This is a genomic window from Falsirhodobacter deserti, from assembly GCF_004015795.1.
Lineage (GTDB): Bacteria > Pseudomonadota > Alphaproteobacteria > Rhodobacterales > Rhodobacteraceae > Falsirhodobacter > Falsirhodobacter deserti.
Map to the genome: position 1 here is coordinate 2,055,679 of NZ_ML137218.1, position 24,699 is coordinate 2,080,377.

A 24,699-nucleotide genomic window follows, 5' to 3' on the forward strand; every position below is an offset into this window, starting at 1 on the left:
GCCTGTGGCGTAACCTGAAACGAAGGCCCGCGCATGTCCTATACCCCCGCCCAGTCCGAACCCAAGTGGCAAGCAGAATGGGACAAGGCCGAGGTTTTCCTTGCCAAGCGGGACGAGTCCAAGCCCAAGTATTACGTGCTGGAGATGTTCCCCTATCCCTCGGGGCGCATCCACATGGGGCACGTGCGCAACTATACCATGGGCGACGTGGTGGCACGCTACAAAGCCTCCTGCGGGTTTTCCGTGCTGCACCCGATGGGCTGGGACGCCTTCGGGATGCCGGCGGAAAACGCGGCTATGGAAAAGGGCGGTCATCCCAAGGACTGGACCTATGGCAACATCGCCGTGATGAAGGACCAGATGAAGCCGCTGGGCCTGTCCATCGACTGGACCCGTGAATTCGCGACCTGCGATCCGGAGTATTACGGCCAGCAGCAGGCGATGTTCCTTGATATGCTGAACGAGGGGCTGGTTTACCGCAAATCCGCGCAGGTGAACTGGGACCCGGTCGACATGACCGTTCTGGCGAACGAACAGGTGATCGACGGCAAGGGCTGGCGGTCGGGCGCAGTCGTGGAACGCAAGGAACTGACGCAGTGGTTCTTCCGCATCAGCGATTTTGCCGAAGATCTGCTTCAGGCGCTGGACGGGCTGGACAACTGGCCAGAAAAGGTGCGCCTGATGCAGGCCAACTGGATCGGCCAGTCGCGCGGTCTGCAATTTGCTTTCGACACCGTCGGCGCGCCCGAAGGGTTTGAAAGGCTGGAGGTTTACACCACCCGCCCCGACACCCTGCGCGGGGCAAGCTTTGCCGCGATCAGCGCCGATCACCCGCTGGCAAAGCAACTGGAGTCCGATCCGCGCATCGCTGAATTCACGGCCGAGTGCCGCAAGCTGGGCACCACCGCAGAGGCGCTGGAAACCGCGGAAAAGCGCGGCATCGACACGGGCATCCGCGTGAAGCACCCGCTGGATCCCTCGTGGGAGCTTCCGGTCTTTATCGCGAACTTCATCCTGATGGATTACGGCACCGGCGCGATCTTCGGCTGCCCCGCCCATGACCAGCGCGATTTCGACTTCGCGCAGAAATACAGCCTGCCGATCGAGCCTGTTTTCCTGCCGCTGGAAGAAGGCATCCCGCCGGGCGCCTATGTGCCTCTGAAATCGGAAAAGGTCCGCTATCTGCGCCCCATCGCCGGAGAGGAGCAGCAGACCGGCGAGGCCGCCGTCGCCGCCGCCATCGCTTTCTGCGAGGAAAAGGGCATCGGCAAGGGCGTCACCAACTATCGCCTGCGCGACTGGGGCCTGTCGCGCCAGCGGTATTGGGGGTGTCCGATCCCGGTCGTGCACTGCCCGTCCTGCGGCGTGGTGCCCGAAAAGAAGGAAAACCTGCCCGTCCGTCTGCCCGATGATGTGACCTTCGATCAGCCCGGCAACCCGCTGGACCGTCACCCGACCTGGCGCGACACCGCCTGCCCGTCTTGCGGCGCACCGGCCAAGCGCGAAACGGACACGATGGACACCTTCGTAGACAGCTCGTGGTATTTCGCGCGCTTCACCGCGCCGCGTGCCGATACGCCGACGACGGACGAGACGAACTACTGGATGAACGTGGACCAGTATATCGGTGGGATCGAACACGCGATCCTGCACCTTCTGTATTCGCGCTTCTTCTGCCGCGCGATGCACCGCACCGGCCATCTTCCGGCCGCGGCGCAGGAACCGTTCAACGCCCTGTTCACACAAGGCATGGTCACGCACGAAATCTATCTGACGCGCGACGCGCAGGGCCGCCCCGTTTATCACCTGCCCGAAGACGTGGTGGACGGCCGCACCCGCGACGGCGGTGTCCCGGTGGAGGTGATCCCCTCGGCCAAGATGTCGAAATCCAAGAAGAACGTCGTCGATCCGATGAACATCATCGAAGCGTTCGGCGCGGATACCGCACGCTGGTTCGTGATGTCGGACAGCCCGCCCGAACGCGACGTGGAATGGACTGCCTCTGGCGCGGAAGCCGCCGCGAAGTTCCTCGCCCGTGTCTGGCGCATCGCCGACGAAATCACGCGCGACGATACGGCGGCAAATGCCGAGGATGACGCGCTGGCCCGCGCCAGCGCCCGCGCCATCGTCGATGTGACGCAGGGGATCGAGGGCTTTGCCTTCAACAAGTCGGTCGCCAAGCTGTACGAATTCGCCAACACGCTGTCGAAATCGAAGGCGGGCGGCGATGCCAAGCGGGATGCGATGAAGGTGATGGCGCAATTGCTGTCGCCGCTGGTGCCCCACCTGGCCGAGGAGGTCTGGCACATGCTGGGCGGAACGGGCCTGGTGGCGCAGGCCGCATGGCCCAAGGCAGACGAGGCGCTGCTGGTCGATGACAGCGTGACGCTGCCCATCCAGATCAACGGCAAGCGCCGGGCCGAGGTGACGGTGCCCAAGGACATGCCGAAGGACCAGATCGAGGCGCTGGTGCTTGCAGATGAAACCGTGATCCGCTTCCTTGAGGGCAATGCCCCCAAGAAGCTGATCGTTGTGCCGGGGCGGATCGTCAATGTCGTTGCCTGACCGTCGGTCGTTTCTTTTGCTGCTGGGGCTGGCCGGGTGCGGCTTCACCCCTGCCTATGCCCCCGGTGGCCCTGCCGAGGGGCTGCAGGGCGCCTTTCGCCTTGCCGAACCGACCGACAAGGACGGCTTCGATTTCGTGGAACGGATGGAAGAACGCCTCGGCAAGCCGGAAGCCGCCCGCTACGATCTGACCTATGCGATCAGCACCGACACGGTGGGCGTGGGCGAACAGCGCAACAACATCACCACCCGCTATAACATCACCGGCACGGTGGAATGGGGCGTGATCGACCGCGCCAGCGGTGACCGGCTGACGGGCGGATCCGTGACGAACTTCACCTCCTATTCCGCAACGGGATCAACCGTGGCGGGACTTGCCGCACAGAAGGACGCCCATTACCGCCTGATGCGTATCCTTGCCGACCAGATCGTGACGCGGCTTACGGCCAGCGCGGGTCTCTGGGTGCAATGATCCTGAAAGGGGCGGAAGCGGCGCGGTTTTTCGCCAAGCCCGATGCGGCGAAGGCCGGGCTGCTGATCTTCGGTGCGGACACGATGCGCGTGGCCCTGCGGCGGCAAGAGGTGATCGCCGCCCTTATCGGCCCCGAGGGGGAGGCCGAGATGCGCCTGACCCGCATGGCCGCGGCCGATCTGCGCCGCGATCCCGCAATGCTGATGGACGCGATAAAGGCGCAGGGGTTCTTTCCCGGCCCTCGCGTGGCGTTTGTGGAGGATGCGGGCGATGCCCATGCACCGGTGATCGCCGCCGCGCTGAAGGACTGGAAGGCGGGGGATGCACAGATCGTGGTGACGGCTGGCAGCCTGACCGCGAAATCCGCCCTTCGGAAGGTGTTCGAACCTGCACCCCATGCCGTGTGCATCGGCCTTTACGACGATCCCCCCAGCCGCGAGGAGATAGAGGATACGTTGCGCCGCGCCGGCCTGTACGCCATCGACCCTTCTGCCATGACGGACCTGACGGCGCTGGCCCGGGCACTTGATCCGGGCGATTTCCGCCAGACGGTAGAGAAGATCTCGCTTTACAAGCATGGCGATGCAACGCCCCTGAGCTCTGCCGATGTGGCTGCGATGGCCCCCACCACCGTCGAGGCCGAGGTGGACGAGGTGCTGCATGCCGCAGCCGAACATCGGGCCGACCAGATCGCCCCGCTGATGCGGCGGCTGGAAGGCCAGGGTGTGCAGCCCGTCGCCCTTTGCATCGCCGCCCTGCGCCATTTCCGCACGCTTCACGCCGCTGCCAGCCATCCGGGCGGTGCAGCCGAAGGCATCGCCCGGATGCGTCCGCCGGTTTTCGGCCCGCGACGCGACCGGATGCTGCGGCAGGCGCAGGGTTGGGGGATGCACCGGCTGGAACAGGCACTGGGCCTGCTGGTGGAAACCGACCTGACCCTTCGGTCGGCCACGCGGGCACCGCAGATGGCGGTGATGGAACGGGCGATGATCCGCCTTGCAATGATGCGGCGGTAGAAGAACACCTCGCCTTGGCATATACTGCCCGCAAAAGAAGAATGATCGGAGCAGTGACATGAAAATCCTTGCAACCGCCGGCGCACTGGCGCTGGCCGCCGCCACCCCCGCCCTTGCACTGGAGTTCGAAGGCGGCAGCGTCACCCTTGGCTATTCCGTGTTCAACAACGACAACGATCTGTCCCGTGCAGGCCTGACGGGGCAGCTTCAGTTCGGCATCGCCCCCGGCTTCAGCGTGCAGACCGATCTTGGCGTTTCCAAGTTCTTCGAGTTGGGCGAAACAGAGCATGACCTGACGCTGCACGGCATCTGGCATGACGGCGTCGCCGATCTGGGCCTGTTCTATGGCGTCGAACGGATCGCGGGCGACAACAAGGACTTCTTCGGCTTCGAGGTTGGCCAGAAGACCCAGTTGTTCGATGTCGAGCTGTATCTGGGCCATGGCGAGAACTTCGACAATGACGGCATGCTGGCCGGTGTTGCGGGCCGTTATGCGATGACGCCGGCTTTCGGGTTGGGCCTGTCCTATGACCGTGCCGACATCGATCATCTGGACATGTCGCGCGTGGCGCTGAAGGCCGATTACGCAGTGCAGCCGAACGTTTCGCTCGGGGCCGAGATCGGCCGCTTCGATGCCGATACTGACGAAGCCTGGGGGCGGGAAACCTATTTCGGCCTGAACGCCACCATGACCTTCGGGCGCGAACAGGGCGCGACCTTCGGGCGGCGCGGCGTGCTGAACATCATCCCCGGCCTTTAAGGGCCGCGCGGCCGGCCCAGCGGCCGGTCGCCATGCATCCGGTCAAAAGGTAGCCGCCCGTCGGCGCCTCCCAGTCCAGCATCTCGCCGCAGGCGAAGGTGCCGGGCATGGATCGAAGCTCCAGATCACGCGTCAGCGCCTCGGCTCGGATGCCGCCCGCGGTGGAAATCGCCTCATCCAGCGGGCGCGGGCCGGCGAGCGGCACGGGCAGCGCCTTCAGCAGCCGCGCCAGCGCCGGTCCGTCCGGCAGCGGCCGCCCCACCTCTTGCACCAGGGCAATGGCGGCGGATGAAAGGCCCAGCTTGCGCAGCCGGTTGGCGATGCTGTCGCGGCGGGCAAGGCGATCCGCGATCCACCCCTCGTCCCGGTCCGGCAACAGGTCTAGCATCAATGGCGCACCTTCCCGCAGGGCGCGGCTGACGGCATAGATGCCGCCCCCCTCCACCCCGCGAGCGGATATGACGAATTCCGCCCGCTCCCTCTGCTGCCCAGCGCTCAGCACCGCACCCTTGATGGGCTGGCCGAAATGCCGCGACATGTGGGAAGACCATTGCACGACGAAGCCCATGTTCGCAGGCTGGAACGGGGCCAGCGGCACGTCCAGATGGCCGGCCCATGCCCCGTCGCTGCCAAGGCGCGACCAGCTTGCCCCGCCCATCGCCAGCACGCGGACCCCGGCATCGATCCTTTGCGGGCCTTCGGGCGTGTCAAATCCGTCACCGGTCCAGCGCCACCGGGTGCGGATCGCAACGCCCATCCCGTCCAGCCGGGCAAGCCATGCCCGCAGCAAGGGAGAGCCTTTCATCACAACGGGAAACACACGCCCCGAGGATCCGGTGAACACCTCCTGCCCAAGCCCGCGCGTCCAGTCCATCACCTGTTGCGGGCCGAATTCGCGAAGCATCGGATGAAGAAAGGCGGGAAAGCGGGCAAGAAAGTCCTCCTGCGGTTCGTTCTTGGTCAGGTTCAGGCCCGATTTGCCCGCCATCAGGAACTTCCGCGCAACAGACGGTTTCTGGTCGGCCACCAGCACGCGCATCCCGCCACGGGCCATCTCCTCGGCCGCCATCAGCCCTGCAGGGCCGGCCCCGATCACCAGCGCATCCGTCACGGGGAAAGCCGCCGCAGCAGGGCGTCGTGCAAGCCGGGGGCTGCCGCAAGCACGCCTGCTGCCAGCGGGCGCGGCTGGTTGAAGACCAGCCCCGCCCCCCGCCGGTCGCTGACGCTGGCCCCGGCCCGCCGCGCGATCAGGTCGCCTGCCGCGATGTCCCATTCGAAGCTGTCCCGCAGCGACAGCATGCCGTCATGGCGCCCCTCGGCCACAAGGCACATGCGGAACGCGATGGAGGACCGGAAGCTGCGCCGCAGTTGCGGCACCCCGCCCGGCCAGTGTTCGGGCATCAGGTTGGGGCGCGTGGTCAGAAGTGACGCCCCTTCGATCCCCTTGCGGGTGCTGGCGCGGATCCGTTTTCCGTCGCGCAGCGCGGCCACGCCATCGGCGGCATAAAGACGGTCCAGCGCGGGAAGGTAAACGGCAGCGGCCACGACCGCCCCCCGCTCTGCCACGGCAAGAGAGATGGCGAACGTGTCTTCCCCCGCCATGAAGGCGCGGGTGCCGTCGATGGGATCGACGATGAACACCCGCTCTGCCGTCAGGCGGGCGGCGTCATCGGCGCTTTCTTCGGACAGCCAGCCGTAATCGGGCCGCGCCTGCCGCAACTTCTGTTCCAGCGCATCGTTTACGGCAAGGTCGGCCTCGGTCACGGGGCCAAGATCACCCGGCTTTTCCCACACCCGAGGATCGCGCTTCCAATAGCGCAGCGCGATGGAGCCGCCCTCGCGCGCAGCCTCGATCAGCAGGTCAAGATCCGGCAAGCGTCAGCCCCTCCACCAGCAGGCTGGGAACGCGGGTGGAGAGATGCGGCCGCGCATCGTTCGCAGGCGTGATCCGCATCAGCATGTCGCGCAGGTTGCCGGCGATCGTCAGCTCGTTCACGGGATAGGCGATCTGGCCGTTCTCCACCCAGAAGCCCGACGCACCGCGCGAATAATCCCCCGTGGTGCTGTTGATCGACGCGCCGATCAGCGAGGTGACCAGAAGCCCCGTGCCCATCTGGGCGATCAGGTCCGCCTTGCTGTGGCTGCCGGGGGTCAGATCCACGTTGGATGTGGCGGGGCTGGGCGGCGACATCGGCCCGCGCGAGGCGGAGGCCGTGCTGTCCATCCCCAGCTTGCGCCCCGTGGCCAGATCCAACGTCCAGCCCGTCAGCACGCCATCCCGCACGATGTCCCGACGGCGCGAAGCAAGGCCTTCGGCATCAAAGGGACGCGAGGATGTGGCGCGGGGGCGTGTCTGATCCTCGATGATCGAAAGGCCGGCGGGCAGCACCTGTTCGCCCAAACGGTCGCGCAGCCAGCCGGACCCGCGTGCCACCGCCGCGCCGTTCACGGCCTGCAGCAGATGACCGATCAGGCTGGAGGCGATGCGTTCATCGAACAGCACGGGGAACGCGCCGGTGCGGGGGCGGCGTGCGCCCATGCGCAGCAAGGCCCGCTCGCCAGCCAGCGCGCCCACACCCGACGGATCGGGAAGGTCGGCCTGGAAAATGCGGGATTCCGCGGCCCAGTCCCGCTCCATCCCAGTCCCCTCGCCGGTGAACGCCACGGCCGAAACGGAGCGCGAGGTGCGCATGTAGCCGCCCGAAAAGCCGTTGGTCGCCGCCAGATGCACGGCGCGGTGGCTGTAGGAGGCGGAGGCCTCCACCTGAACGATGCCGGACAAGGCCAGTGCCCCCGCCTCGGCGGCGCGGGCATCGGCTTCCAGTTCCGCCGGCGAAGGTTCGGCACTGCTGTCGGCCATTTCCAGCGCCGCCAGATCCCAGCTTCGCGCCAGCTGGTCCGGATCGGCAAGGCCTGCGAACGGGTCTTCCGGCGCCTCGCGCGCCATGGCAACGGCGCGTTCGGCGGCCATGGCAAAGCTTTGCGCCGACATGTCGGACACGGAAACGCAGGCCTGCCGCCCGCCGATCAGCACGCGCAGGCCAACTTCTATTCCTTCGGCCCGTTCGGCCTGCTCCAGCGCGCCGGACCGGATGTCGATTCCGGTCGCGCTCTGGTCGATGGCGACGGCGTCGGCGGCGGGCGCCCCGGCCTTGCGGGCCGCCTCCAGCAGCCGCGTGGTAAGCGTTTCCAGCATCTCGGACATCAGGGCCTCCTTTATCAGGTGGAGGTAATGCTTCGGCCCGAGACGAGCAAGCTATTGCAGGCGCTGCCCGTTCACCGTCAGCTGCCCGTCCTGCATCCGGATGGTGGAGGTGACGGTGTCCTTCTGCCCTTCAACGGGGCGGGCGAACATGCCCAGCATCATCCGCGCGCCCAGAGCCTGCGCTTCGGGAACAAGGCCTGCCTTCACCCCGGCATCGATCAGCCCCTGCCCGCCTTTCAGCGTCAGGTTCAGGGTGCCGTCACGCACCGTGGGGGCAGCGGGCGTGCCATCGGGGTTGGCGGGGGCGCTTTCCAGCTTTGCCTCGCCCTTGCCGGAAAGTTCGGCCCCGGCCAGTTGCAGGTGCAGCTTTTCCAGCACCAAGGACAGCGGACCGGCTAGTGCGGGATCTTCCGAAAACACCCCTTCACCGGACATCTCCATCGTCAGGTTCGCGGGATCGCGCGGCAGCGCCTTGCGCGGATCGAACAGGCTCCACGTCGTTTCGGAGGCGACGACGTCGGTCAGCGATACGCTCATCCGCATCTTCTGACGCTCCTCCCCTTCGGAAAGCGGCAGGGTGAAAAGCGACGTGGCGCTTTCCATCTGCAGCTCGATCGGGCCGGGCACCGCGTCGCCGGTCAGGTGCAGCACCGCGTCCTCCACCGTGCTTTCCCAGTCCATGCTGGTTTCGGTGGATACCACGTTCATCGTGCCCGCGCCGCTTTCCCCCGCCACGTTGAGGGTGCGACCCTCCTGCACCAGATCCGCTCGGAAGGTGGAGGCGGCATAGGCGAAGGCTGACTGCCCGATAAACTGCCCGGCCGGGCCAACCATCCGGTCGCTATCACCTGCGGCGCTGATGGAGACGTCCGTCATCTCGTAATCAAGGCTTTGGCGCACACCCTCGCTTTCGCCGTCCATCGTCAGATCCACGGTGGAGGCTTTGCCGCTGCCGGTCCTGGCTCCGCCGACCCAGTTCGCTGTCACGTAATTGGCGGTTACCGTGGCTTCGAACGGCACGACGGTGCCGTCGGCCTCAGTCACCTCGTTGATCTTAATCAGGATGCGCGGGGCGGTCATGTCATAGCGGACGGCCCCCGGATCGCCCGAGGCGACGGTCCGCATGTCCTGCTGCGTCATCAGCACGGACATGGTCATCGGGTCGGACTCCTCGGTCCCGCTGGTGGTGACCGTCATCGGATAATCGGCGGATCCGGTGATCTCCACCCGGCCGTCGCCCATATCGCGCAGCGCGATCCGGTCGATCGTGCCTTCCACGCGCGTTCCATCCTGATTCTGCACCGTGCGAAGGCCGCGCAGCACAAGGCTGTCGCCTTCGCGCCCGCTGCTGTCGGCGGTCAGGGTCTGCTCCCATCGGTCCGCCTCGGCCTGCCAGTCGGCCCAGACCTGTTCGGGCGTGACATCCGCCTGCGCTCCCGTGGCAAGAACAAGCGCGGCCAGGCACGTGGCCGTCAGGTAGATGGGTTTCATGCGTTGACCTTCCGCTGCAAATCGGTTCGCCTGAGGATCGACCGGCACGACCTGCGGGTCAAGGGCTGGGCAGGAGGGTTCGGATGCCGATGAACGGTAAGGTTGTCGCGATAACGGGCGCGGGGCGCGGCATTGGGCGGGAAGCCGCGCATGTCTTTGCCAAGGCAGGCGCAAAGGTCGTCATGCTGGGGCGGGACGAGGACAAGATGCGCCGACAGGCACCGCAGGGTGCCACCACCTTCCGCTGCGACGTGGCAAGATGGCCCGAGGTGGAGATGGCCGTTGCCAGCATCGCCGCTGCGCATGGCAAACTTGATGTGCTGATCAACAATGCAGGCGTGATCGATCCCATCGGCGATCTGGCCACGGCCGATCCGGTTGCATGGGGCAGCGCGATCGATGTGAACCTGAAGGGGGTTTTCCACGGGATGCGCGCGGCGGTACCGGTGATGCGGGCACAGGGCGGCGGCACGATCATCACCGTCAGTTCCGGCGCGGCGCACAAACCCTATGACGGGTGGAGCGCGTATTGCGCGGCGAAGGCGGGCGCGGCGATGCTCACCCGCTCGGCCCATCTGGAAGAGGCGATGAATGGCTTGCGCGTGATGGGATTGTCCCCCGGGACCGTGGCCACCGACATGCAGCGGCGCATCAAGAACAGCGGGATCAATGCCGTCAGCCAGCTGGATTTCGCAGACCACATTCCGGCGGACTGGCCGGCGCGGGCGCTGCTTTGGATGTGCGGACCGGATGGCGACGATTATCTGGGCGAAGAGGTTTCCCTGCGCAGCGAAGACATCCGCCGCGCCGTCGGCCTGATATGAAAAGGGGGCCTTCCGGCCCCCTTCCCTTTATTTCTTCTTCGGCGGGGTGAACCGCTTGGTGGTGTCGCGTGCATCACGCGGTGCGGCCTTGAAGCCTGCGCGTGCGGGACGATCCTCACCCGAATGGCTCTTGAAGCCGGCGGCGCGGGGTTTCGCACCCGGTTTGCCGGCACCATGGCTTTTGAAACCGGCCGAGCGGGGCTTGTCATCGCTGCCATGGCTTTTGAAGCCGGTGGAACGCGGACGCGGCGCATCTTCGCGCTGCACGCGATCTTCGGGCTTCCAGCGCGGCTTCTTGTCACGCGGGGCATCGTCGCGGCGTGCGAAGGGCTCACGCTCGGTCCGGGCCGGACGCGGGGCGCGCGGTGCGTCGTCATCCTCCACGAAGCGCGAAGGCTTCGGCTGGTAGGGTGCCTTTTCACGGGCCGGACGGGCCGGACGATCTTCACGCGCAGGGCGTTCGGCACGGGGGGCACGATCCTCGCGCGGGGCACGGGGGGCGCGCTCTTCGCGGACCGGACGGTCGCCACGCGGCGGGCGCGGGTCGCGACGCGGACGCTCGGGGCGGTCCAGCGAAGGCTCGCCCTCCATGCGCACCATGTCGATGCCGTCTTCCACCGTCAGTCCGTCACCGAAGCGAGGAGCTGCCGACTTCGCGATCTGCACGAAGCTGCGGTCCTGCTGAACGCGGATGGCGCCGATGTCGTTCTTGGTGATGCCACCGGCTTCGCACAGCTTGGGCAGCAGCCAGCGCGCTTCGGCGCGGCCGGTATGGCCGACGGTCAGCGTGTACCAGACCGATTCGCCGAATTCGCCGCGCGGACGCGGTTCCTTGGCGGCCGGCGGGGCGGACACATCCGTCAGAACCTCGGGGGCCGAGCGGCCTTCGCGCCACAAGCGCACGAATGCAGCCGCAACGCTTTCGGCGCCAAACTGTTCGATCAGCGTTTGCGCCAGCGGGGCTTCCTCGCCAGCCGGACCAAGGGTCGGGTGGGTCAGGATGCGTTCGTCATCCTTGGCCTGCACATCATCGGCCGAAGGCGGGTTGCCCCATTCGGCCACGACCTTCGCACCTTGCAGAAGGCGTTGCGCCTTACGGAATTCGGCCTGCGGCACGATCAGCGCAGATACGCCCTTGGCGCCCGCGCGGCCCGTGCGGCCCGAACGGTGCAGCAGCGTTTCCGAGTTCGACGGCAGATCCGCGTGGATCACCAGTTCCAGACCCGGAAGGTCGATGCCGCGTGCCGCAACGTCAGTCGCGATGCAGACCTTGGCACGGCCGTCACGCAGCGATTGCAGCGCGTGGCTACGTTCCTGCTGCGACAGTTCGCCTGAAAGGGCCACGACCTGGAAGCCGCGGTTGGACATGCGCGCCATCAGGTGGTTCACGTTCGCCCGCGTCTTGCAGAAGACGATGGCCGTCTGCGATTCGAAATAGCGCAGGGTGTTGAAGATCGCGTGTTCCTTGTCGCGTGAAACGACGGAATAGGCGCGGTATTCAATGTCGCCGTGCTGCTTGGCCTCGCCGCCCGCCTGAATGCGCAGGGCGTCGTTCTGGAAATCCTTTGCCAGCGCGGCAATGCCTGCCGGAACAGTGGCCGAGAACATCAGCGTGCGGCGGTCTTCGGGGGCGGATTCAAGAATGAACTCAAGATCCTCGCGGAAGCCGAGGTCAAGCATTTCGTCCGCTTCGTCCAGCACGGCCGCGCGCAGGCCCGAAAGATCAAGGCTGCCGCGTTCGATGTGGTCGCGCAGGCGGCCCGGGGTGCCGACCACGATATGCGCACCGCGATCCAGCGCGCGTTTTTCGGTGCGGTAGTCCATGCCACCCACGCAGGTGGCAATCACGGCACCGGCTTCGGCGTAAAGCCATTCCAGTTCGCGTGCGACCTGCAGCGCCAGTTCGCGCGTCGGCGCGATGGCAAGCCCCAGCGGCACATCGGCAAACAGAAGGCGTTCGGTGCCGTTCAGGATTTCCGGTGCGATGGCAAGGCCGAAGGCCACCGTCTTGCCCGATCCGGTTTGTGCCGAAACCAGTGCATCGCGGCCAGCCATTTCAGGCGCCAGAACCGCCTGCTGAACCTGTGTCAGGCTCGCATAGCCCTTGGCTTCAAGCGCCGCGGCCAGAGGCGCGGCGATCTTTGTCATATCCGTCATGTAAGCTTCCCAAAGGGGGGCGGTCGCCACCGCCGGTCAAACGGCCTGCCATCCCCTTGGCGGTGGCCCAGTTCCACCGCGTCGGACCTTTGGCCGAAGGCGGGCTTCTAACGGTTTCTGCTGGCGATGTATAGTGCTTCCTTTGCCAATTTTCGTATACCGTTGCATGCAATCTTGAACGGCAGCCACTTGCGCGTTAGGATCAAGGCCTAAGCCAGCACCCCAGGAGGCACCATGGCGCAGCGACTTCACCTTGTCTTCGGCGGAGAGCTTGTCTCCCCTTCGAAGAACGTGTTCCGCGACGTGAACGCGATCGACATCGTGGGCATGTTCCCCGACTATGATTCGGCGTTCAAGGCGTGGAAGGGCGCCGCACAACGCACGGTGGACGACGCGCATATGCGCTATTATATCGCCCACATCCATCGGCTGCGCGATGAAGCACAGCCGGCATCGCCCACCGAAGAACTGGGCGTCTGACACGACCAGGAGTTCATGGCGTTCCCGCTCGGCCTCACGCTTCATTCCCTCGGCACCCCGCGCGAGGCCGTGCCACGCCCTCGCCCGCCAAGGCCCGAGGGGCCCTTGGTGTGGATGCATGCCCCCACGCCCGAAGCCGCCCGGACGCTGGCCGAACTTGCACGCCGCGTCAGGAATGATCTGGACGTGGCGGTGCTGGTGACGGGGGTCGAGGCCCACGGCCTGCCGCAGCCGCTTCGCGACGACACCGGCCCCGACACGCCGGCCGAAGCCGAGGCATTTCTGACCCATTGGCAGCCGGACCTTGCGATCTTTTCGGACGGGGAGGTGCGGCCCGCCATGGTTGCCGCCATGGCCGAGCGGGATATCCGGATGATGATGGTGGATGGGCGTGCGCCCCGCCTGCCCGCCGGAAGCCGCCGCTGGCCCGGCCTGATGCGCGGCACATTGGGCCATTTCGCGCATATCCTCGCGCTGGACGAACCTGCCGCCCGCCGCTTCCGCAAGGCTGGCGCGCCCGAGGTGAAGGTGGCCGGCCGGATGGAGGAGCCGCATCTTGTTCCCCCCTGCACCGAAGCGGAGCGGGCAGAGATCACACGTGCCATCGCAGGCCGCCCCGTCTGGCTGGCAGCTGCCCTGCCCGAGGGGGAGGAGGAGGCGATCATCGCCGCCCACCGGTCCGTCCTGCACATGTCGCACCGGCTGCTGCTGATCATGGTGCCAGCCGCGCCCGAACGTGCGGCCGGGCTGGCGCAACACCTCGAATCCGCAGGTTTCACCGTCGCCTCCCGCCTCGACGAAGAAGAGATCCAACCGGAAACCGAGATCTACATCGCCGACAATCCGGATGAATTCGGGCTTTGGTATCGCCTTGCCCCCATCTGTTATCTTGGCGGAAGCCTGACCACGGGCACCCTGCGCGACCCGCTGGAGGCGGCGGGCCTCGGCTCTGCGATCCTGCATGGCCCGCAACATGGCCCGCACGGGCCGACCTTTTCGCGCCTGTTGTCGCGGCGGGCGGCGCATCCCCTTGCCCGCCCCGCCGATCTGGCCGAGGCGCTGGCCGACCTGATGGCCCCCGACCGCGTCGCCTCGTTGGCCAATGCGGCATGGGACGTTGCCTCGGATGGCAGCGAAGTGACGGATCGCGTGGTGGCCCTGATCGACCGGCTGGTGGAGGAACGGCTATGAAAACGCCAGATTTCTGGTTCACGCCGCCCGATCGCCCTGCCCTTGCGGCGCGTCTGCTGTCGCCGCTTGGATCCGTTTATGCACGCGCAACGGCGCGGCGGGTGGCGCGGAAGGGCTGGAAAGCCCCGGTTCCGGTTATCTGCATCGGCAACTTGAATGCAGGCGGCACAGGCAAGACGCCAACCACCATCGCCCTTCTTCAGATGCTGGCGGCGCGGGGAGTCGCGGCGCATGTGGTTTCGCGCGGGCATGGCGGGCGGCTGGAGGGGCCGGTGCGCGTCGCGGGCCAGTCCGCGGCCCTTGTCGGGGACGAGCCGTTGCTTCTGGCCGCCTTTGCCCCGACATGGGTGGCGAAAGATCGCGCTGCCGGCGTGCGGGCTGCGGTGGCTGCGGGGGCGCCGGTCGTGCTGCTGGATGATGGCTTCCAGAACCCCTCGGTTCAGAAGGATCTTGCGATCATCGTGGTGGATGCGGCGAAGGGGTTCGGCAATGGGCGCTGCATCCCTGCGGGGCCGCTTCGCGAACCCGTGGCCGCCGGCCTTGCACGCGCCGACCTGCTGCTGTCCATCGGCAGCGCGCCGCTGACACCCCCTGCCGGCATCCCGCATCTGCATGGGCGGCTTCAGCCGCTTCCCACCGGCATGGACTGGTCCGGGGCGCGGGTTCTGGCCTTTGCGGGCATTGGCCATCCGGAAAAGTTCTTCGACACGCTTCGGGGCCTTGGTGCCGATCTTGCCGCCACGCAGGCGCTGGAGGATCACCAGCCGCTGACCGACGCGCTTTTATCGCGCCTGAAGGCCGAGGCGGTGCGCCTGAACGCGCAGCTTGTCACAACGGAAAAAGACGCGGTGCGTGTGCCCGCATCCTTCCGGCCCGATATCCTGACCCTGCCGGTGCGGCTGGCCCTTGATGATCCCGCGCCGCTGGTTGCGGCGCTGGACCGGATCCTCAGCTAAGTTCTTCCTCAATCAGCGCCTTCAGATCGTCATAGGTCATGTTCGAGTGCTTGGTGCCGTTCACGAAAATGGTTGGCGTGCCTTCGACGCCGTCCTTCTGCACGTTGGCCTCGTAAGTTTCGACCATGGCTTGCGCCATTGCACCATCCTGCATGCATTGATCAAGGGTGGCATCATCCATGCCCGCCTGTTTGCCGATGCGCTTCAGGTTCTGCACCACCACGCTGGGATCGCTGGAACCGGCCCATTCGCGCTGCGTGTCGTAAAGGATGTCGGCGATGCCGAAGTACCGCATGTCACCGCCACAACGGGCAACCATTGCCGCCCAAAGGCCGTACCGGTCGAAATACACCTCGCGGAAGACGAAGCGCACCTTGCCGGTGTCGATATATTCGGCCTTGAGCTTGTCGAACACGTTTTCGTGGAAGTCCGCACAGTGCGAGCAGGTGTAGGAGCCATACTCGATGATCTCCACCGGTGCGTCGGCCTGCCCCATCACCATGTCTGGCACGGCGGGCGCTTCCGCCGGTGCCTCGGTCGTGGTCTGCGCGGCGTCCTGCGCGGTGGCGGCGGTGCCGAATGCACCCAAAGCGGCGATCAGCGCAAGGTTTGCAAGGCCGTTCTTCATCGTCATCTGCCTTTCTTCGAGGACGCCGTGCGCGTCAGATAATTTCGTGTCAGGTTTTCCAGCGCCAGCCGCAACCCTTCATCGGCAACACCACCCGCGCTGCGGCGGGCTTCCGCCTCGATCGCGGGATCGGGGGGCGCCGGGGGCTTGGGCGGGGTCATGAAATCGGCGTGGCCGTCCGAAAATCCGGTGGGGGCCGTCTGGGTCAGGGTGATGCGGGATATCGCGGCATAGCCATAGCAGGCATTCACCTTTTCGATCAGGCGGGGCTTTTCCATTTCCACCATCGGGGCGTGGGCGGACCGGACCAGAAGCGTCAGCGTCGCGCCGAAATTGTCGCGCGGATAGGACATTTTGACAGGCCGCGTCATGCGGGCCAGATCCTCACCCACGATTTCGGCCCAGCCGGTCAGCAGGCGCGTCACGGCAAAGCCGCGCTTTTCACCCGCTGCGCGGATACGATCGCGCAGCAGCCCCGAGGCCGGTTCAAACCCGCGGAAGCGTCGCGCGCTGCCGGAAGATGGTGTCTTGGCCATCTGGCTCCTCATCACGATCGTGCCTATCTTAAAGGTTGGCCCGTGCCCTGCGCCAGAAGATTGCCACGAAGGAATGCATAAATATTGCGTGACGAGGATTTGAGCCAGACCCTTCTGGGCTGGTATGACCGCCATTCGCGGGTGCTGCCATGGCGCGTGCCTGCGGGACAGGCTGACCCCTACCGCGTCTGGCTGTCCGAGGTGATGCTACAGCAAACCACGGTGGCGGCCGTGAAAGGGTATTTCAAGCGCTTCACGGACCGTTGGCCTACGGTGGAGGCACTGGCGGCGGCTGCCGATGCCGATGTCATGGCCGAATGGGCAGGCCTTGGATATTATGCCCGGGCGCGCAACCTGTTGAAATGCGCGCGCTCCGTGGTGGGCGATCACGGCGGCCGCTTTCCCGACACGCGCGAAGGGCTGCTGACACTGCCGGGGGTGGGACCTTATACCGCCTCGGCCATTGCGGCAATCGCGTTCGAGCGGCCCGCCACCATTGTGGACGGCAATGTGGAGCGTGTCATCTCTCGTCTGCGGAAGGTGGAAACGCCCTTGCCCGCCGCCAAGGCCGAGATTACGCGGCTGGCCGAACAGATCACGCCCGTCATGCGCCCCGGCGATTATGCGCAGGCGATCATGGATCTGGGCGCGACCGTGTGCACCCCCCGCAATCCGGCCTGTGGCATCTGCCCATGGATGACCCCCTGCATCGCCCGGGCCGAGGGGATCCAGACCACCCTGCCCCGCAAAACACCCAAGGCAGCCAAGCCGGTGCGCGAGGGCACTGTCTGGCTGGCCCGCCGCCCCGATGGCGCGTGGCTGGTGGAAGATCGCCCCGCCAGGGGCCTTCTGGGCGGCATGTGGGGCTGGCCCGGAACCGGCTGGGACGGCGCGGGCGGCGATGCCCCGCTTTCCGCCAGCTGGCGCGATGCAGGGGAGGTGCGCCACACCTTCACCCATTTCCATCTGGTTCTGGCCGTCCGCTTTGCAGATGTGCCGCAAGGTGCAAACCCCGAGCGTGGCAGCTTCCGCACGCTGACCGGGCGCGAATTGCCCACGGTGATGCGCAAGGCGCTGATGCTGATACAATAATGCGGAACCGGCGCGGACCCGCCGCGTTTGCCGATCATGGCCGAGGATGACAACACCGACCTTCAGGATATCGTTGACCGCCTGCGCGATCTTGGCGACGGGCAGGACGAGGTTTCAATTCATGATGTGCGCGAAACGATCGGGGATCGCACCTTCGGCCCGGCCCTTGCCGTTCCCGCCCTGATCGAGATCAGCCCCATCGGCGGCATTCCGGGCGTTCCTTCCATGATCGCGCTGATCGTAGCGATCATCGCGGCCCAGATGGCGTGGGGGCGTGACCATCTTTGGCTGCCCGGATTTCTGGATAACCGCAAGATCGGCGGCGAAAAGCTGAAGAAGGGGATGGCCTGGATCCACAAGCCAGCCGGCTGGATCGACCGCCTGCTGCGCCCTCGCATGAAGAAGGTGGCGGGCGGGACAGGCCGGCGGATCGTGGCCATCTTGTGCATCCTTCTTTGCTGCACGGTTCCGCCGCTGGAACTTCTTCCCTTCGCATCCTCGCTTCCGATGGGGGCGATTGCGCTGATGGGGCTGGGGCTGATGGCGCGGGACGGTCTGTTCATCCTGATCGCCGCAGTTCTTTCGCTGGGCAGCTTCGGCCTTATCTTCGTGGCCATTGGCGGCGGCTAGGAACGAAAAATCCTGCCGCAGGAACGGCAGGACAGGTCAGCATCAAGGCGGACGATACGTTCTTTCAGACCATCTCGGCGCGGATCTGCTGGCGCAGCGTGTCGATGGGGATCAGCTTCCCTTCGCGCTGGATGTGCCAATAGGTCCAGCCGTTGCAGGAGGGCGCGCCTTCCAGCCGCGCACCGACCTGATGGATCGAACCCTTCACATCGGCAAAGGCCAGCGTGCCATCGGCGCGAACCTTGGCGCTGTGGCGGTTTCCGGTAGAATAGAGGTTTTCCCCCGGGCGCAGCATCCCGCGTTCCACCAGCGTTCCGAACGGCACACGCGGTTCGGCGCGTTTCGATCCAGTCACTTCCAGCGCGGCGGAATCCAGCGTGCGAACACGGGCGATGCGGTCGGCGGCCACCTTGCGGTAATTCTCCTCACGCTCGATCCCGATGAAGTTGCGGCCAAGCATCTTGGCCACTGCCCCGGTGGTGCCGGTGCCGAAGAACGGGTCAAGCACCACGTCGCCCGGATTGGTCGTGGCCAGCAGCACGCGGTGCAGAAGCGATTCCGGCTTTTGCGTCGGGTGGGCCTTGTCGCCATTGGCGTCCTTCAGGCGTTCGTGCCCGGTGCAGATCGGCAGCGTCCAGTCCGAGCGCATCTGCGTGCCCTCGTTCAGCGCTTTCATTGCTTCGTAATTGAAGGTGTATTTGCTGTTCTGAGACTTGGAGGCCCAGATCAGCGTTTCGTGCGCGTTGGTCAACCGCTTGCCGCGGAAGTTCGGCATCGGGTTGGACTTGCGCCAGATTACGTCGTTCAGCATCCAGAACCCCTGGTCCTGCAACGCCGTGCCCAGGCGGAAGATGTTGTGATAGCTGCCGATCACCCAGATCGCACCGTTCGGCTTCAGGATACGGCGCGCGGCGCGCAGCCAGTCATGGGTAAAGCGGTCATAGGCTTGGAACGAGGCGAACTGGTCCCATTCATCATCGACTGCATCCACGCGGCTGTTGTCGGGCCGGTGCAACTGCCCCCTCAACTGAAGGTTGTAAGGCGGATCGGCGAAAATCAGGTCGATGGAAGATTCGGGAAGCGCGTTCATCGCCTCCACGCAGTCACCCGAAAGAATGTTGTTCAGCGGCAGCGGTTTCGCTGCCCTGGCCATGGTCTTTGCCATTTATCCGCCTCAATGATTCCCGGCTTTTCACCGTGGTCTTGTGGATAAATCATGGGGCAAAACTGGGGGTAACGTCAATTCGATTAATGAATCAACAGTTTGCCATTTCGGCTTGATACAAGATGTTGTGGATAGTTTTAAACGAACGCCTATGATGCGGAGTTATCCCCAGATCTTGCAGCGCTGCCTGATGCTGGGCCGTACCATAACCGGCATTGCGTTCCCACCCGTAACCGGGATGCACGATGGCAAGATCGGCCATGATCCGGTCCCGCGCCACCTTGGCCACGATGGAGGCGGCGGCGATGGAAAGCGACCGCGCATCGCCCTTCACCAGCGGCACGCAATGACAGGCCAGATCGCGAACCTTCAGGTTTCCATCCACCAGAACGCAATCGGCCACCTGCGCCAGCCCCTGCACCGCCCGCAACATCGCCAGATGGCTGGCCCAAAGGATGTTCAGGCGATCAATCTCCCCCACGCTTGCATGGGCGATGCAAACATTGGCAGTGGCAAGGATTTCTTCGGCCAGCGCCTCGCGGCGGGCGGCGGTCAGTTTCTTTGAATCGTTCAGCCCCTTGGGGATGCGGTCCGGATGCAGGCAAACGGCCGCCGCGGTAACGGGGCCGGCAAGCGGGCCGCGGCCCACCTCGTCAACGCCGGCGATACAAAGAAAGCCGCGGCTGCGCGCGTCGTGTTCATGCTGGAAATCGGGAAGCTGGTCCATGGCGCGCTGATACAGCGCTGTCATTGCCATGTCACGCCCAAGGGGCAAAACGCTTGCACAAGCGGCGGCGTATGCCTATGTACGCGCCTCTCTTTTCCCTTTGGCCGTGCGGGGGACGCGATGATCCAGACACCCTATTACCTCATCGACAAGGCCGCCATCCTGCGGAACATGCATGTGATCGAGCGTTTGTGCGACGCGTCGGGGGCGAAGGCGCTGCTGGCGCTCAAATGCTTTGCGACATGGCCGGCCTTTGACGTGATGCGCCCGCACATGGCCGGCACCACCTCCTCCAGCCTGTATGAACTGCGGCTGGGACGCGAGAAGTTCGGCAAGGAAACCCACGCCTATTCCGTGGCTTGGGGCGATGACGAGATCGACGAGGCAGTCAGCTATGCCGACAAGATCATCTTCAACACCATCGGCCAGCTTCAGCGGTTCGAAACGCAATCCGCCGGCATCCAGCGCGGCCTGCGCCTGAACCCCGGCATCTCCACCTCCGGTTTCGACCTGGCGGACCCGGCGCGCAAGTTCAGCCGCCTTGGCGAATGGGATGCGGCAAAGATCGAGGCGGTGATCGACCGCATCTCGGGCTTCATGGTTCATTACAACTGCGAGAATGGCGATTTCGACCTGTTCGACCGCCAGCTTGCGGATATCGAAACCCGCTTCGGCCACCTGTTCGAAAAGGTGCAGTGGGTCAGCCTTGGTGGCGGCATCCACTTCACCGGCCCCGGTTACCCCGTGGACAAGCTGGCCGCGCGCCTGAAGGCCTTTGCCGAACGCTTCGGCGTGCAGGTCTATCTGGAACCCGGCGAGGCTTCGATCACCAAGACGACCACGCTGGAAGTGACGGTTCTGGATATTCTGGACAACGGCAAGAAGCTGGCCATCGTCGACTCCTCGGTCGAGGCGCATATGCTGGACCTTCTGATCTATCGCGAACCCGCGCGGATGGAGACGGCGGGCCCGCATGAATACCAGATCTGCGGCAAGTCCTGTCTTGCCGGCGACATTTATGGCGATTTCGGCTTCCCGGCCCCGCTGAACGTGGGGGATCGTATCTCCATCGCGGATGCGGCGGGGTACACGATGGTCAAGAAAAACTGGTTCAACGGCGTGAAGATGCCGAGCATCGTTGTACGTGAACTGGACGGCACGGAACGTGTCGCGCGCGAATTCGGCTTTGCCGATTACGAGGCCAGCTTCGGCTGATCGCCCTTCCCTCTGTCCTTAAAGGAGACGGTTCGAAGTGAAACGAAACGTGTTGATCATTGGCGCCGGTGGCGTCGCGCAAGTGGTGGCGCATAAATGTGCGCAGAACAACGATGTACTGGGCGATCTGCATATCGCCAGCAGGACGTTGCCCAAATGCGAGGCCATCATCGCATCGGTCAACGAAAAGGGCTCCATGAAGCAGCCCGGCGTGTTCAGGGCCCATGCCGTTGACGCAACCGACACGGATGCCGTGGCCGCCCTGATCCGCGAAACCGGCGTGCAGATCGTGATCAACGTGGGTTCGGCCTTCGTGAACATGTATGTGCTGGAAGCCTGCATCCAGACAGGCGTCGCGTACATGGACACCGCGATTCACGAGGATCCGGCGAAGATCTGCGAAACGCCGCCGTGGTACGGCAACTATGAATGGAAACGGCGCGAACGTTGCGCCGAAGCGGGGGTCACGGCGATCCTGGGCGTCGGCTTCGATCCCGGCGTGGTGAATGCCTATGCCAAGCTGGCAGCCACGGATTACCTCGACACCGTAAGCTCCATCGATATCGTGGACATCAACGCCGGTTCGCACGGGCGGTGGTTCTCCACCAACTTCGATCCGGAGATCAACTTCCGCGAATTCACCGGCACTGTTTACAGCTGGCAGAATGGCGCGTGGCAGTCGAACGCCATGTTCGAGGTCGGGCAGGAATTCGATCTGCCGGTTGTGGGAAAGCAAAAGGCCTACATGACCGGCCATGACGAGGTTCACTCGCTTTCCGCGAACTATCCCGATGCAGATGTCCGCTTCTGGATGGGCTTTGGCGACCACTACATCAACGTGTTCACCGTGCTGAAGAACCTTGGCCTGCTTTCGGAACAGCCGGTGAAGACCGCCGAAGGGCTGGAGGTCGTGCCGCTGAAGGTGGTGAAGGCCGTGCTTCCCGATCCCGCTTCGCTGGCGCCCGATTATGTTGGTAAGACCTGCATTGGCGATATCGTCAAGGGAACGAAGAACGGTGCCGAGGCCGAGGTCTTCATCTATAACGTTGCCGATCATAAGGACGCCTTCAACGAGACCGGATCGCAAGGCATCAGTTATACCGCGGGCGTTCCCCCGGTTGCCGCCGCGATACTGATCGCGAATGGCACCTGGGACGTGTCGAAGATGGTCAACGTCGAGGAGCTGGACCCCAAGCCGTTCCTGACACTGCTGAACGGCATGGGCCTGCCCACGCGCATCAAGGACGCCAACGGCGACCGCCCGTTCGAGGGGTGATACGATATCCGGTGCCGCCAGAGCGCGGCATCGGATTCCCATACGGAAGCTGGTGACCCCAACAGGACTGGAAACCTGCAACCTGCCCCTCAGGAGGGGGCAAAGGCAGAAAATATCACTTTATTCAAAGAGATGGGTTCGGTGTTCTTGCCACCTTAGCACCAAATGTTTTGTTTCATGATATTTCGTGACGCAACCAGACAGAACTTCTTACGACAGCAAGCTCATCGACTTGCATCTGTCATAGGTGCATTCAGCCAACGCCGATGAACCGCCCGTATGGGCGCCTTAAGTATGGATCGTTCGCCGACGTCCTGTACCAGCGGTTCCAGAGGATTTTGCAACAGCATTGCATGCGGGGACGGTTGGTCCGATCCCAACGTTGAAGCAATCGAACTTCAGTGGAATGACGGCTGGAGAACCTGGTCCTCGCCCGCGATTGTCCCGCCGCCCGCGCCCTCAACGAGATCCTCAGAGCCACTCAGCGTCTGGGGAGAACCATCTGGAAACGTGGGTCTGGCTATCACGTTCGAAGTCGGATAAAGGCGAAAATGCGAACGTCAATTCTCTACCCCCCCAATACGGCCAGTTCATCAAGCCGTTCGGCGGGCGTACAAAGAAGAACCTGAACGGTGGCTGGAGGTTCGGCTGGCAAGCCTGCGCAGTGGGATGCTCGCGCCGGGAACCCGGACCCGTTGAAGCCACTGATGGCTTCACGTCGCTCGAAGCCCAAAGGAGACGTTCAGGAACGTCGGACCGTCCAAGGCTTCAGAAAAATAAGTAGCCCCGTTATGATCGTGATAGGGAACACGAGGAGGATCGCGCTTAGCACGAAGGGGATCAGAAACAGCTGAAACGGGTCAATCCTGTAATCCAAGGTCCTGAAGTCGGGGTTCATGTATACTTGATGGCTGATGACGAAGAACGTGAGGCTGAGCAGGTAGCAAAGGGCAACGACGAGCGGTGATGTCCAACTCAAAGGGAGTGTCTGAAACTCTGTGTATCTGACGGGGCCCATACGGTTTTCAGATACAGTCAGGCGTCGAAGCGCCCGGCGAACATTATGGCCAGCTGATTGCGGGCCGCAACCCATTCACGAACCGCACGACCGCCCTTCTCGAAGTTGCGGATGGCCAGGTAGATCAGCTTGGTCGCGGCCTCCTCGGTGGGGAATGAGCCCTTGGTCTTCAGCGTCTTCCGCAGCACCCGGTTCAGCGACTCCACGGCGTTGGTGGTGTAGATGATCTTCCGGATCGCTGCGCTGAAGGCAAAGAACGGGATCACCTCGGCCCAGGCCCGGCGCCAGGCCGGGGCAATGGAGGGGTATTTCCCGGCCCATTTCTCCTCGAACCCGTCCAACTGTCGGGCGGCCTCCTCCGCCGTCGGGGCCTGGTAGATCGGGCGCAGATCGGCGGCCACGGCCTTGCGGTCCTTCCAGCTGCAGAAGTTCATCGAATGCCGGATCAGGTGAACGATGCAGGTCTGAACTGTGGTATCCGGGAAGGCCGCTGTGATGGCTTGCGGGAAGCCCTTCAGGCCGTCCACGACCGCGATCAGGATGTCCTGAACCCCCCGGTTGCGCAGTTCGTTCATCACCGACAGCCAGAACTTGGCGCCCTCGTTGTCGGCGATCCAGAGTCCGAGGACCTCGCGCTCCCCATCCCTGGTGACACCCAGGGCGATGTAGACCGCCTTGTTCTTGACCATCCGACTGTCGGCATCGCGGATCTTGACCCTGAGCGCGTCGAAAATGACGATCGGATACATCCGGTCCAGCGCCCGGTGCTGCCACTCGCGCACCTCGTCCAGAACTGCATCGGTCACGCGGCTGATCAGGTCGGGCGAGACCCGCAGGCCATACAGATCCTCAAGATGGGACTGGATGTCGCGCACCGACAAACCGGCGGCATAGAGCCCGATGATCTTGTCATCCACCCCGTCGATCCGGGTCTGACCCTTCTTCACCAGCTCAGGCTCAAAGCTGCCATCCCGGTCGCGCGGAACCGACAGCGGCACCTCGCCATCCGAACCCTTGACCCGCTTGGTTGAAATCCCGTTGCGGCGGTTGGATTGTTCCGGCGGGGCCTCGGCACCGGCCTCATAGCCCAGATGCGCGGTCAGTTCGGCCCCGAGCATCCGTTCCATCAGACGGATCTTCAGCTCCTTCATCAGCCCGGCCTCGCCAAGCAGATCGTCAGGCCGCTTGCAGCCCTTCAGCAGCTCGTCCAGCAATTCGTTCGAAATCGTCATCAGCCTTGCTCCTCTCAGGAAGCATGGACCACATCACGAATACACAGAAGCTCGGACACTCTC

The 24,699-nt window shown here is 64.6% G+C and carries 22 protein-coding genes and 1 pseudogene; 13 read left to right on the top strand and 10 right to left on the bottom strand.

Features of this window, described 5'->3' with window-relative positions; genetic code table 11:
* Positions 1 to 33 precede the first annotated feature (33 nt).
* From leuS to JX25_RS10460, 4 genes are read left to right on the top strand one after another with little or no spacing between them, the layout of a single operon-like run.
* Positions 34 to 2,565, top strand: a complete 2,532-nt coding sequence (gene leuS, locus JX25_RS10445) for a leucine--tRNA ligase (RefSeq protein WP_128254926.1) — start codon at positions 34 to 36, stop codon at positions 2,563 to 2,565.
* Positions 2,552 to 3,037, top strand: coding sequence for an LPS assembly lipoprotein LptE (lptE, locus tag JX25_RS10450; RefSeq protein ID WP_128254927.1), 486 nt, complete (start codon positions 2,552 to 2,554; stop codon positions 3,035 to 3,037). The genes leuS and lptE overlap by 14 nt, the downstream gene beginning before the upstream one ends.
* On the top strand, positions 3,034 to 4,053 hold the full coding sequence (gene holA, locus JX25_RS10455) for a DNA polymerase III subunit delta (RefSeq protein WP_128254928.1): 1,020 nt from the start codon (positions 3,034 to 3,036) through the stop codon (positions 4,051 to 4,053). Before lptE ends, holA begins: the two co-directional genes overlap by 4 nt.
* Before the next feature lie 58 nt (positions 4,054 to 4,111).
* Positions 4,112 to 4,813 (top strand): hypothetical protein, encoded by a 702-nt coding sequence (locus tag JX25_RS10460; RefSeq protein ID WP_128254929.1) that lies wholly within the window; start codon positions 4,112 to 4,114, stop codon positions 4,811 to 4,813.
* On the opposite strand, the gene JX25_RS10465 is transcribed toward JX25_RS10460, so the two are convergent.
* Genes JX25_RS10465 through JX25_RS10480 form a run of 4 tightly spaced genes read right to left on the bottom strand, consistent with a single transcriptional unit; the run spans position 4,797 to position 9,509 of the window.
* Positions 4,797 to 5,924, bottom strand: coding sequence for a TIGR03862 family flavoprotein (locus tag JX25_RS10465; RefSeq protein ID WP_277750079.1), 1,128 nt, complete (start codon positions 5,922 to 5,924; stop codon positions 4,797 to 4,799). The genes JX25_RS10460 and JX25_RS10465 overlap by 17 nt on opposite strands.
* Positions 5,921 to 6,688, bottom strand: coding sequence for a 3'(2'),5'-bisphosphate nucleotidase CysQ (locus tag JX25_RS15140; RefSeq protein WP_128254931.1), 768 nt, complete (start codon positions 6,686 to 6,688; stop codon positions 5,921 to 5,923). Before JX25_RS15140 ends, JX25_RS10465 begins: the two co-directional genes overlap by 4 nt.
* Positions 6,675 to 8,018 (bottom strand): TldD/PmbA family protein, encoded by a 1,344-nt coding sequence (locus JX25_RS10475; protein WP_128254932.1) that lies wholly within the window; start codon positions 8,016 to 8,018, stop codon positions 6,675 to 6,677. The genes JX25_RS15140 and JX25_RS10475 overlap by 14 nt, the downstream gene beginning before the upstream one ends.
* Before the next feature lie 51 nt (positions 8,019 to 8,069).
* Positions 8,070 to 9,509 carry a DUF2125 domain-containing protein gene (locus JX25_RS10480; RefSeq protein WP_128254933.1) on the bottom strand — a complete coding sequence of 480 codons (1,440 nt, stop codon included), beginning with the start codon at positions 9,507 to 9,509 and terminating at the stop codon, positions 8,070 to 8,072.
* An 83-nt stretch (positions 9,510 to 9,592) separates the two neighbouring features.
* Between JX25_RS10480 and JX25_RS10485 the strand changes: the two genes are divergently transcribed.
* On the top strand, positions 9,593 to 10,333 hold the full coding sequence (locus JX25_RS10485) for an SDR family oxidoreductase (RefSeq protein ID WP_128254934.1): 741 nt from the start codon (positions 9,593 to 9,595) through the stop codon (positions 10,331 to 10,333).
* A gap of 27 nt (positions 10,334 to 10,360) precedes the next feature.
* Here JX25_RS10485 and JX25_RS10490 read toward each other — a convergent pair whose 3' ends face one another.
* A complete protein-coding gene (locus JX25_RS10490; protein ID WP_421780811.1) occupies positions 10,361 to 12,481 on the bottom strand; it encodes a DEAD/DEAH box helicase in 2,121 nt (706 codons plus the stop codon).
* A 243-nt stretch (positions 12,482 to 12,724) separates the two neighbouring features.
* On the opposite strand from JX25_RS10490, the gene JX25_RS10495 reads away from it, so the two are divergent.
* From JX25_RS10495 to lpxK, 3 genes are read left to right on the top strand one after another with little or no spacing between them, the layout of a single operon-like run.
* On the top strand, positions 12,725 to 12,970 hold the full coding sequence (locus JX25_RS10495; protein WP_128254936.1) for a DUF4170 domain-containing protein: 246 nt from the start codon (positions 12,725 to 12,727) through the stop codon (positions 12,968 to 12,970).
* A gap of 15 nt (positions 12,971 to 12,985) precedes the next feature.
* Entirely contained in the window at positions 12,986 to 14,161 is a 1,176-nt protein-coding gene (locus JX25_RS10500) for a 3-deoxy-D-manno-octulosonic acid transferase (protein WP_128254937.1), read from the top strand.
* Complete coding sequence (gene lpxK / locus JX25_RS10505; RefSeq protein WP_128254938.1) at positions 14,158 to 15,117, top strand: tetraacyldisaccharide 4'-kinase; 960 nt, start codon at positions 14,158 to 14,160, stop codon at positions 15,115 to 15,117. The genes JX25_RS10500 and lpxK overlap by 4 nt, the downstream gene beginning before the upstream one ends.
* Here the strand turns inward: lpxK and JX25_RS10510 are convergent.
* Together JX25_RS10510 and JX25_RS10515 are read right to left on the bottom strand one after the other, a co-directional pair.
* Positions 15,110 to 15,751, bottom strand: coding sequence for a DsbA family protein (locus tag JX25_RS10510; protein ID WP_128254939.1), 642 nt, complete (start codon positions 15,749 to 15,751; stop codon positions 15,110 to 15,112). The two genes, lpxK and JX25_RS10510, sit on opposite strands and share 8 nt — an antisense overlap.
* Entirely contained in the window at positions 15,748 to 16,281 is a 534-nt protein-coding gene (locus JX25_RS10515; RefSeq protein WP_128254940.1) for a DUF721 domain-containing protein, read from the bottom strand. Before JX25_RS10515 ends, JX25_RS10510 begins: the two co-directional genes overlap by 4 nt.
* A gap of 84 nt (positions 16,282 to 16,365) precedes the next feature.
* Here JX25_RS10515 and mutY point away from each other — a divergent pair, with 84 nt between their 5' ends.
* Both mutY and JX25_RS10525 read left to right on the top strand, forming a co-directional pair.
* Positions 16,366 to 17,373, top strand: coding sequence for an A/G-specific adenine glycosylase (gene mutY / locus JX25_RS10520; RefSeq protein ID WP_241557905.1), 1,008 nt, complete (start codon positions 16,366 to 16,368; stop codon positions 17,371 to 17,373).
* A 36-nt stretch (positions 17,374 to 17,409) separates the two neighbouring features.
* Positions 17,410 to 18,003 (top strand): exopolysaccharide biosynthesis protein, encoded by a 594-nt coding sequence (locus tag JX25_RS10525; RefSeq protein WP_128254941.1) that lies wholly within the window; start codon positions 17,410 to 17,412, stop codon positions 18,001 to 18,003.
* A gap of 64 nt (positions 18,004 to 18,067) precedes the next feature.
* Here JX25_RS10525 and JX25_RS10530 read toward each other — a convergent pair whose 3' ends face one another.
* Both JX25_RS10530 and JX25_RS10535 read right to left on the bottom strand, forming a co-directional pair.
* Positions 18,068 to 19,168 carry a site-specific DNA-methyltransferase gene (locus JX25_RS10530; protein ID WP_128254942.1) on the bottom strand — a complete coding sequence of 367 codons (1,101 nt, stop codon included), beginning with the start codon at positions 19,166 to 19,168 and terminating at the stop codon, positions 18,068 to 18,070.
* A 91-nt stretch (positions 19,169 to 19,259) separates the two neighbouring features.
* The gene (locus JX25_RS10535; protein WP_128255254.1) at positions 19,260 to 19,895 is read right to left on the bottom strand and encodes a ribonuclease HII; all 636 of its coding nucleotides are present in this window, start codon (positions 19,893 to 19,895) and stop codon (positions 19,260 to 19,262) included.
* Between the two features lie 120 nt (positions 19,896 to 20,015).
* Between JX25_RS10535 and JX25_RS10540 the strand changes: the two genes are divergently transcribed.
* The 3 genes and pseudogenes from JX25_RS10540 to JX25_RS10550 form a co-directional block, all read left to right on the top strand.
* Positions 20,016 to 21,110, top strand: a complete 1,095-nt coding sequence (locus tag JX25_RS10540; RefSeq protein ID WP_128254943.1) for a carboxynorspermidine decarboxylase — start codon at positions 20,016 to 20,018, stop codon at positions 21,108 to 21,110.
* Between the two features lie 37 nt (positions 21,111 to 21,147).
* A complete protein-coding gene (locus JX25_RS10545; RefSeq protein WP_128254944.1) occupies positions 21,148 to 22,386 on the top strand; it encodes a saccharopine dehydrogenase family protein in 1,239 nt (412 codons plus the stop codon).
* Between the two features lie 437 nt (positions 22,387 to 22,823).
* Positions 22,824 to 22,943: pseudogene (locus JX25_RS10550) on the top strand (IS5/IS1182 family transposase); the annotation flags it as partial.
* Between the two features lie 478 nt (positions 22,944 to 23,421).
* On the opposite strand, the gene JX25_RS10555 reads toward JX25_RS10550, so the two are convergent.
* Positions 23,422 to 24,636 carry an IS256 family transposase gene (locus tag JX25_RS10555; RefSeq protein WP_128254264.1) on the bottom strand — a complete coding sequence of 405 codons (1,215 nt, stop codon included), beginning with the start codon at positions 24,634 to 24,636 and terminating at the stop codon, positions 23,422 to 23,424.
* Positions 24,637 to 24,699 lie beyond the last annotated feature (63 nt).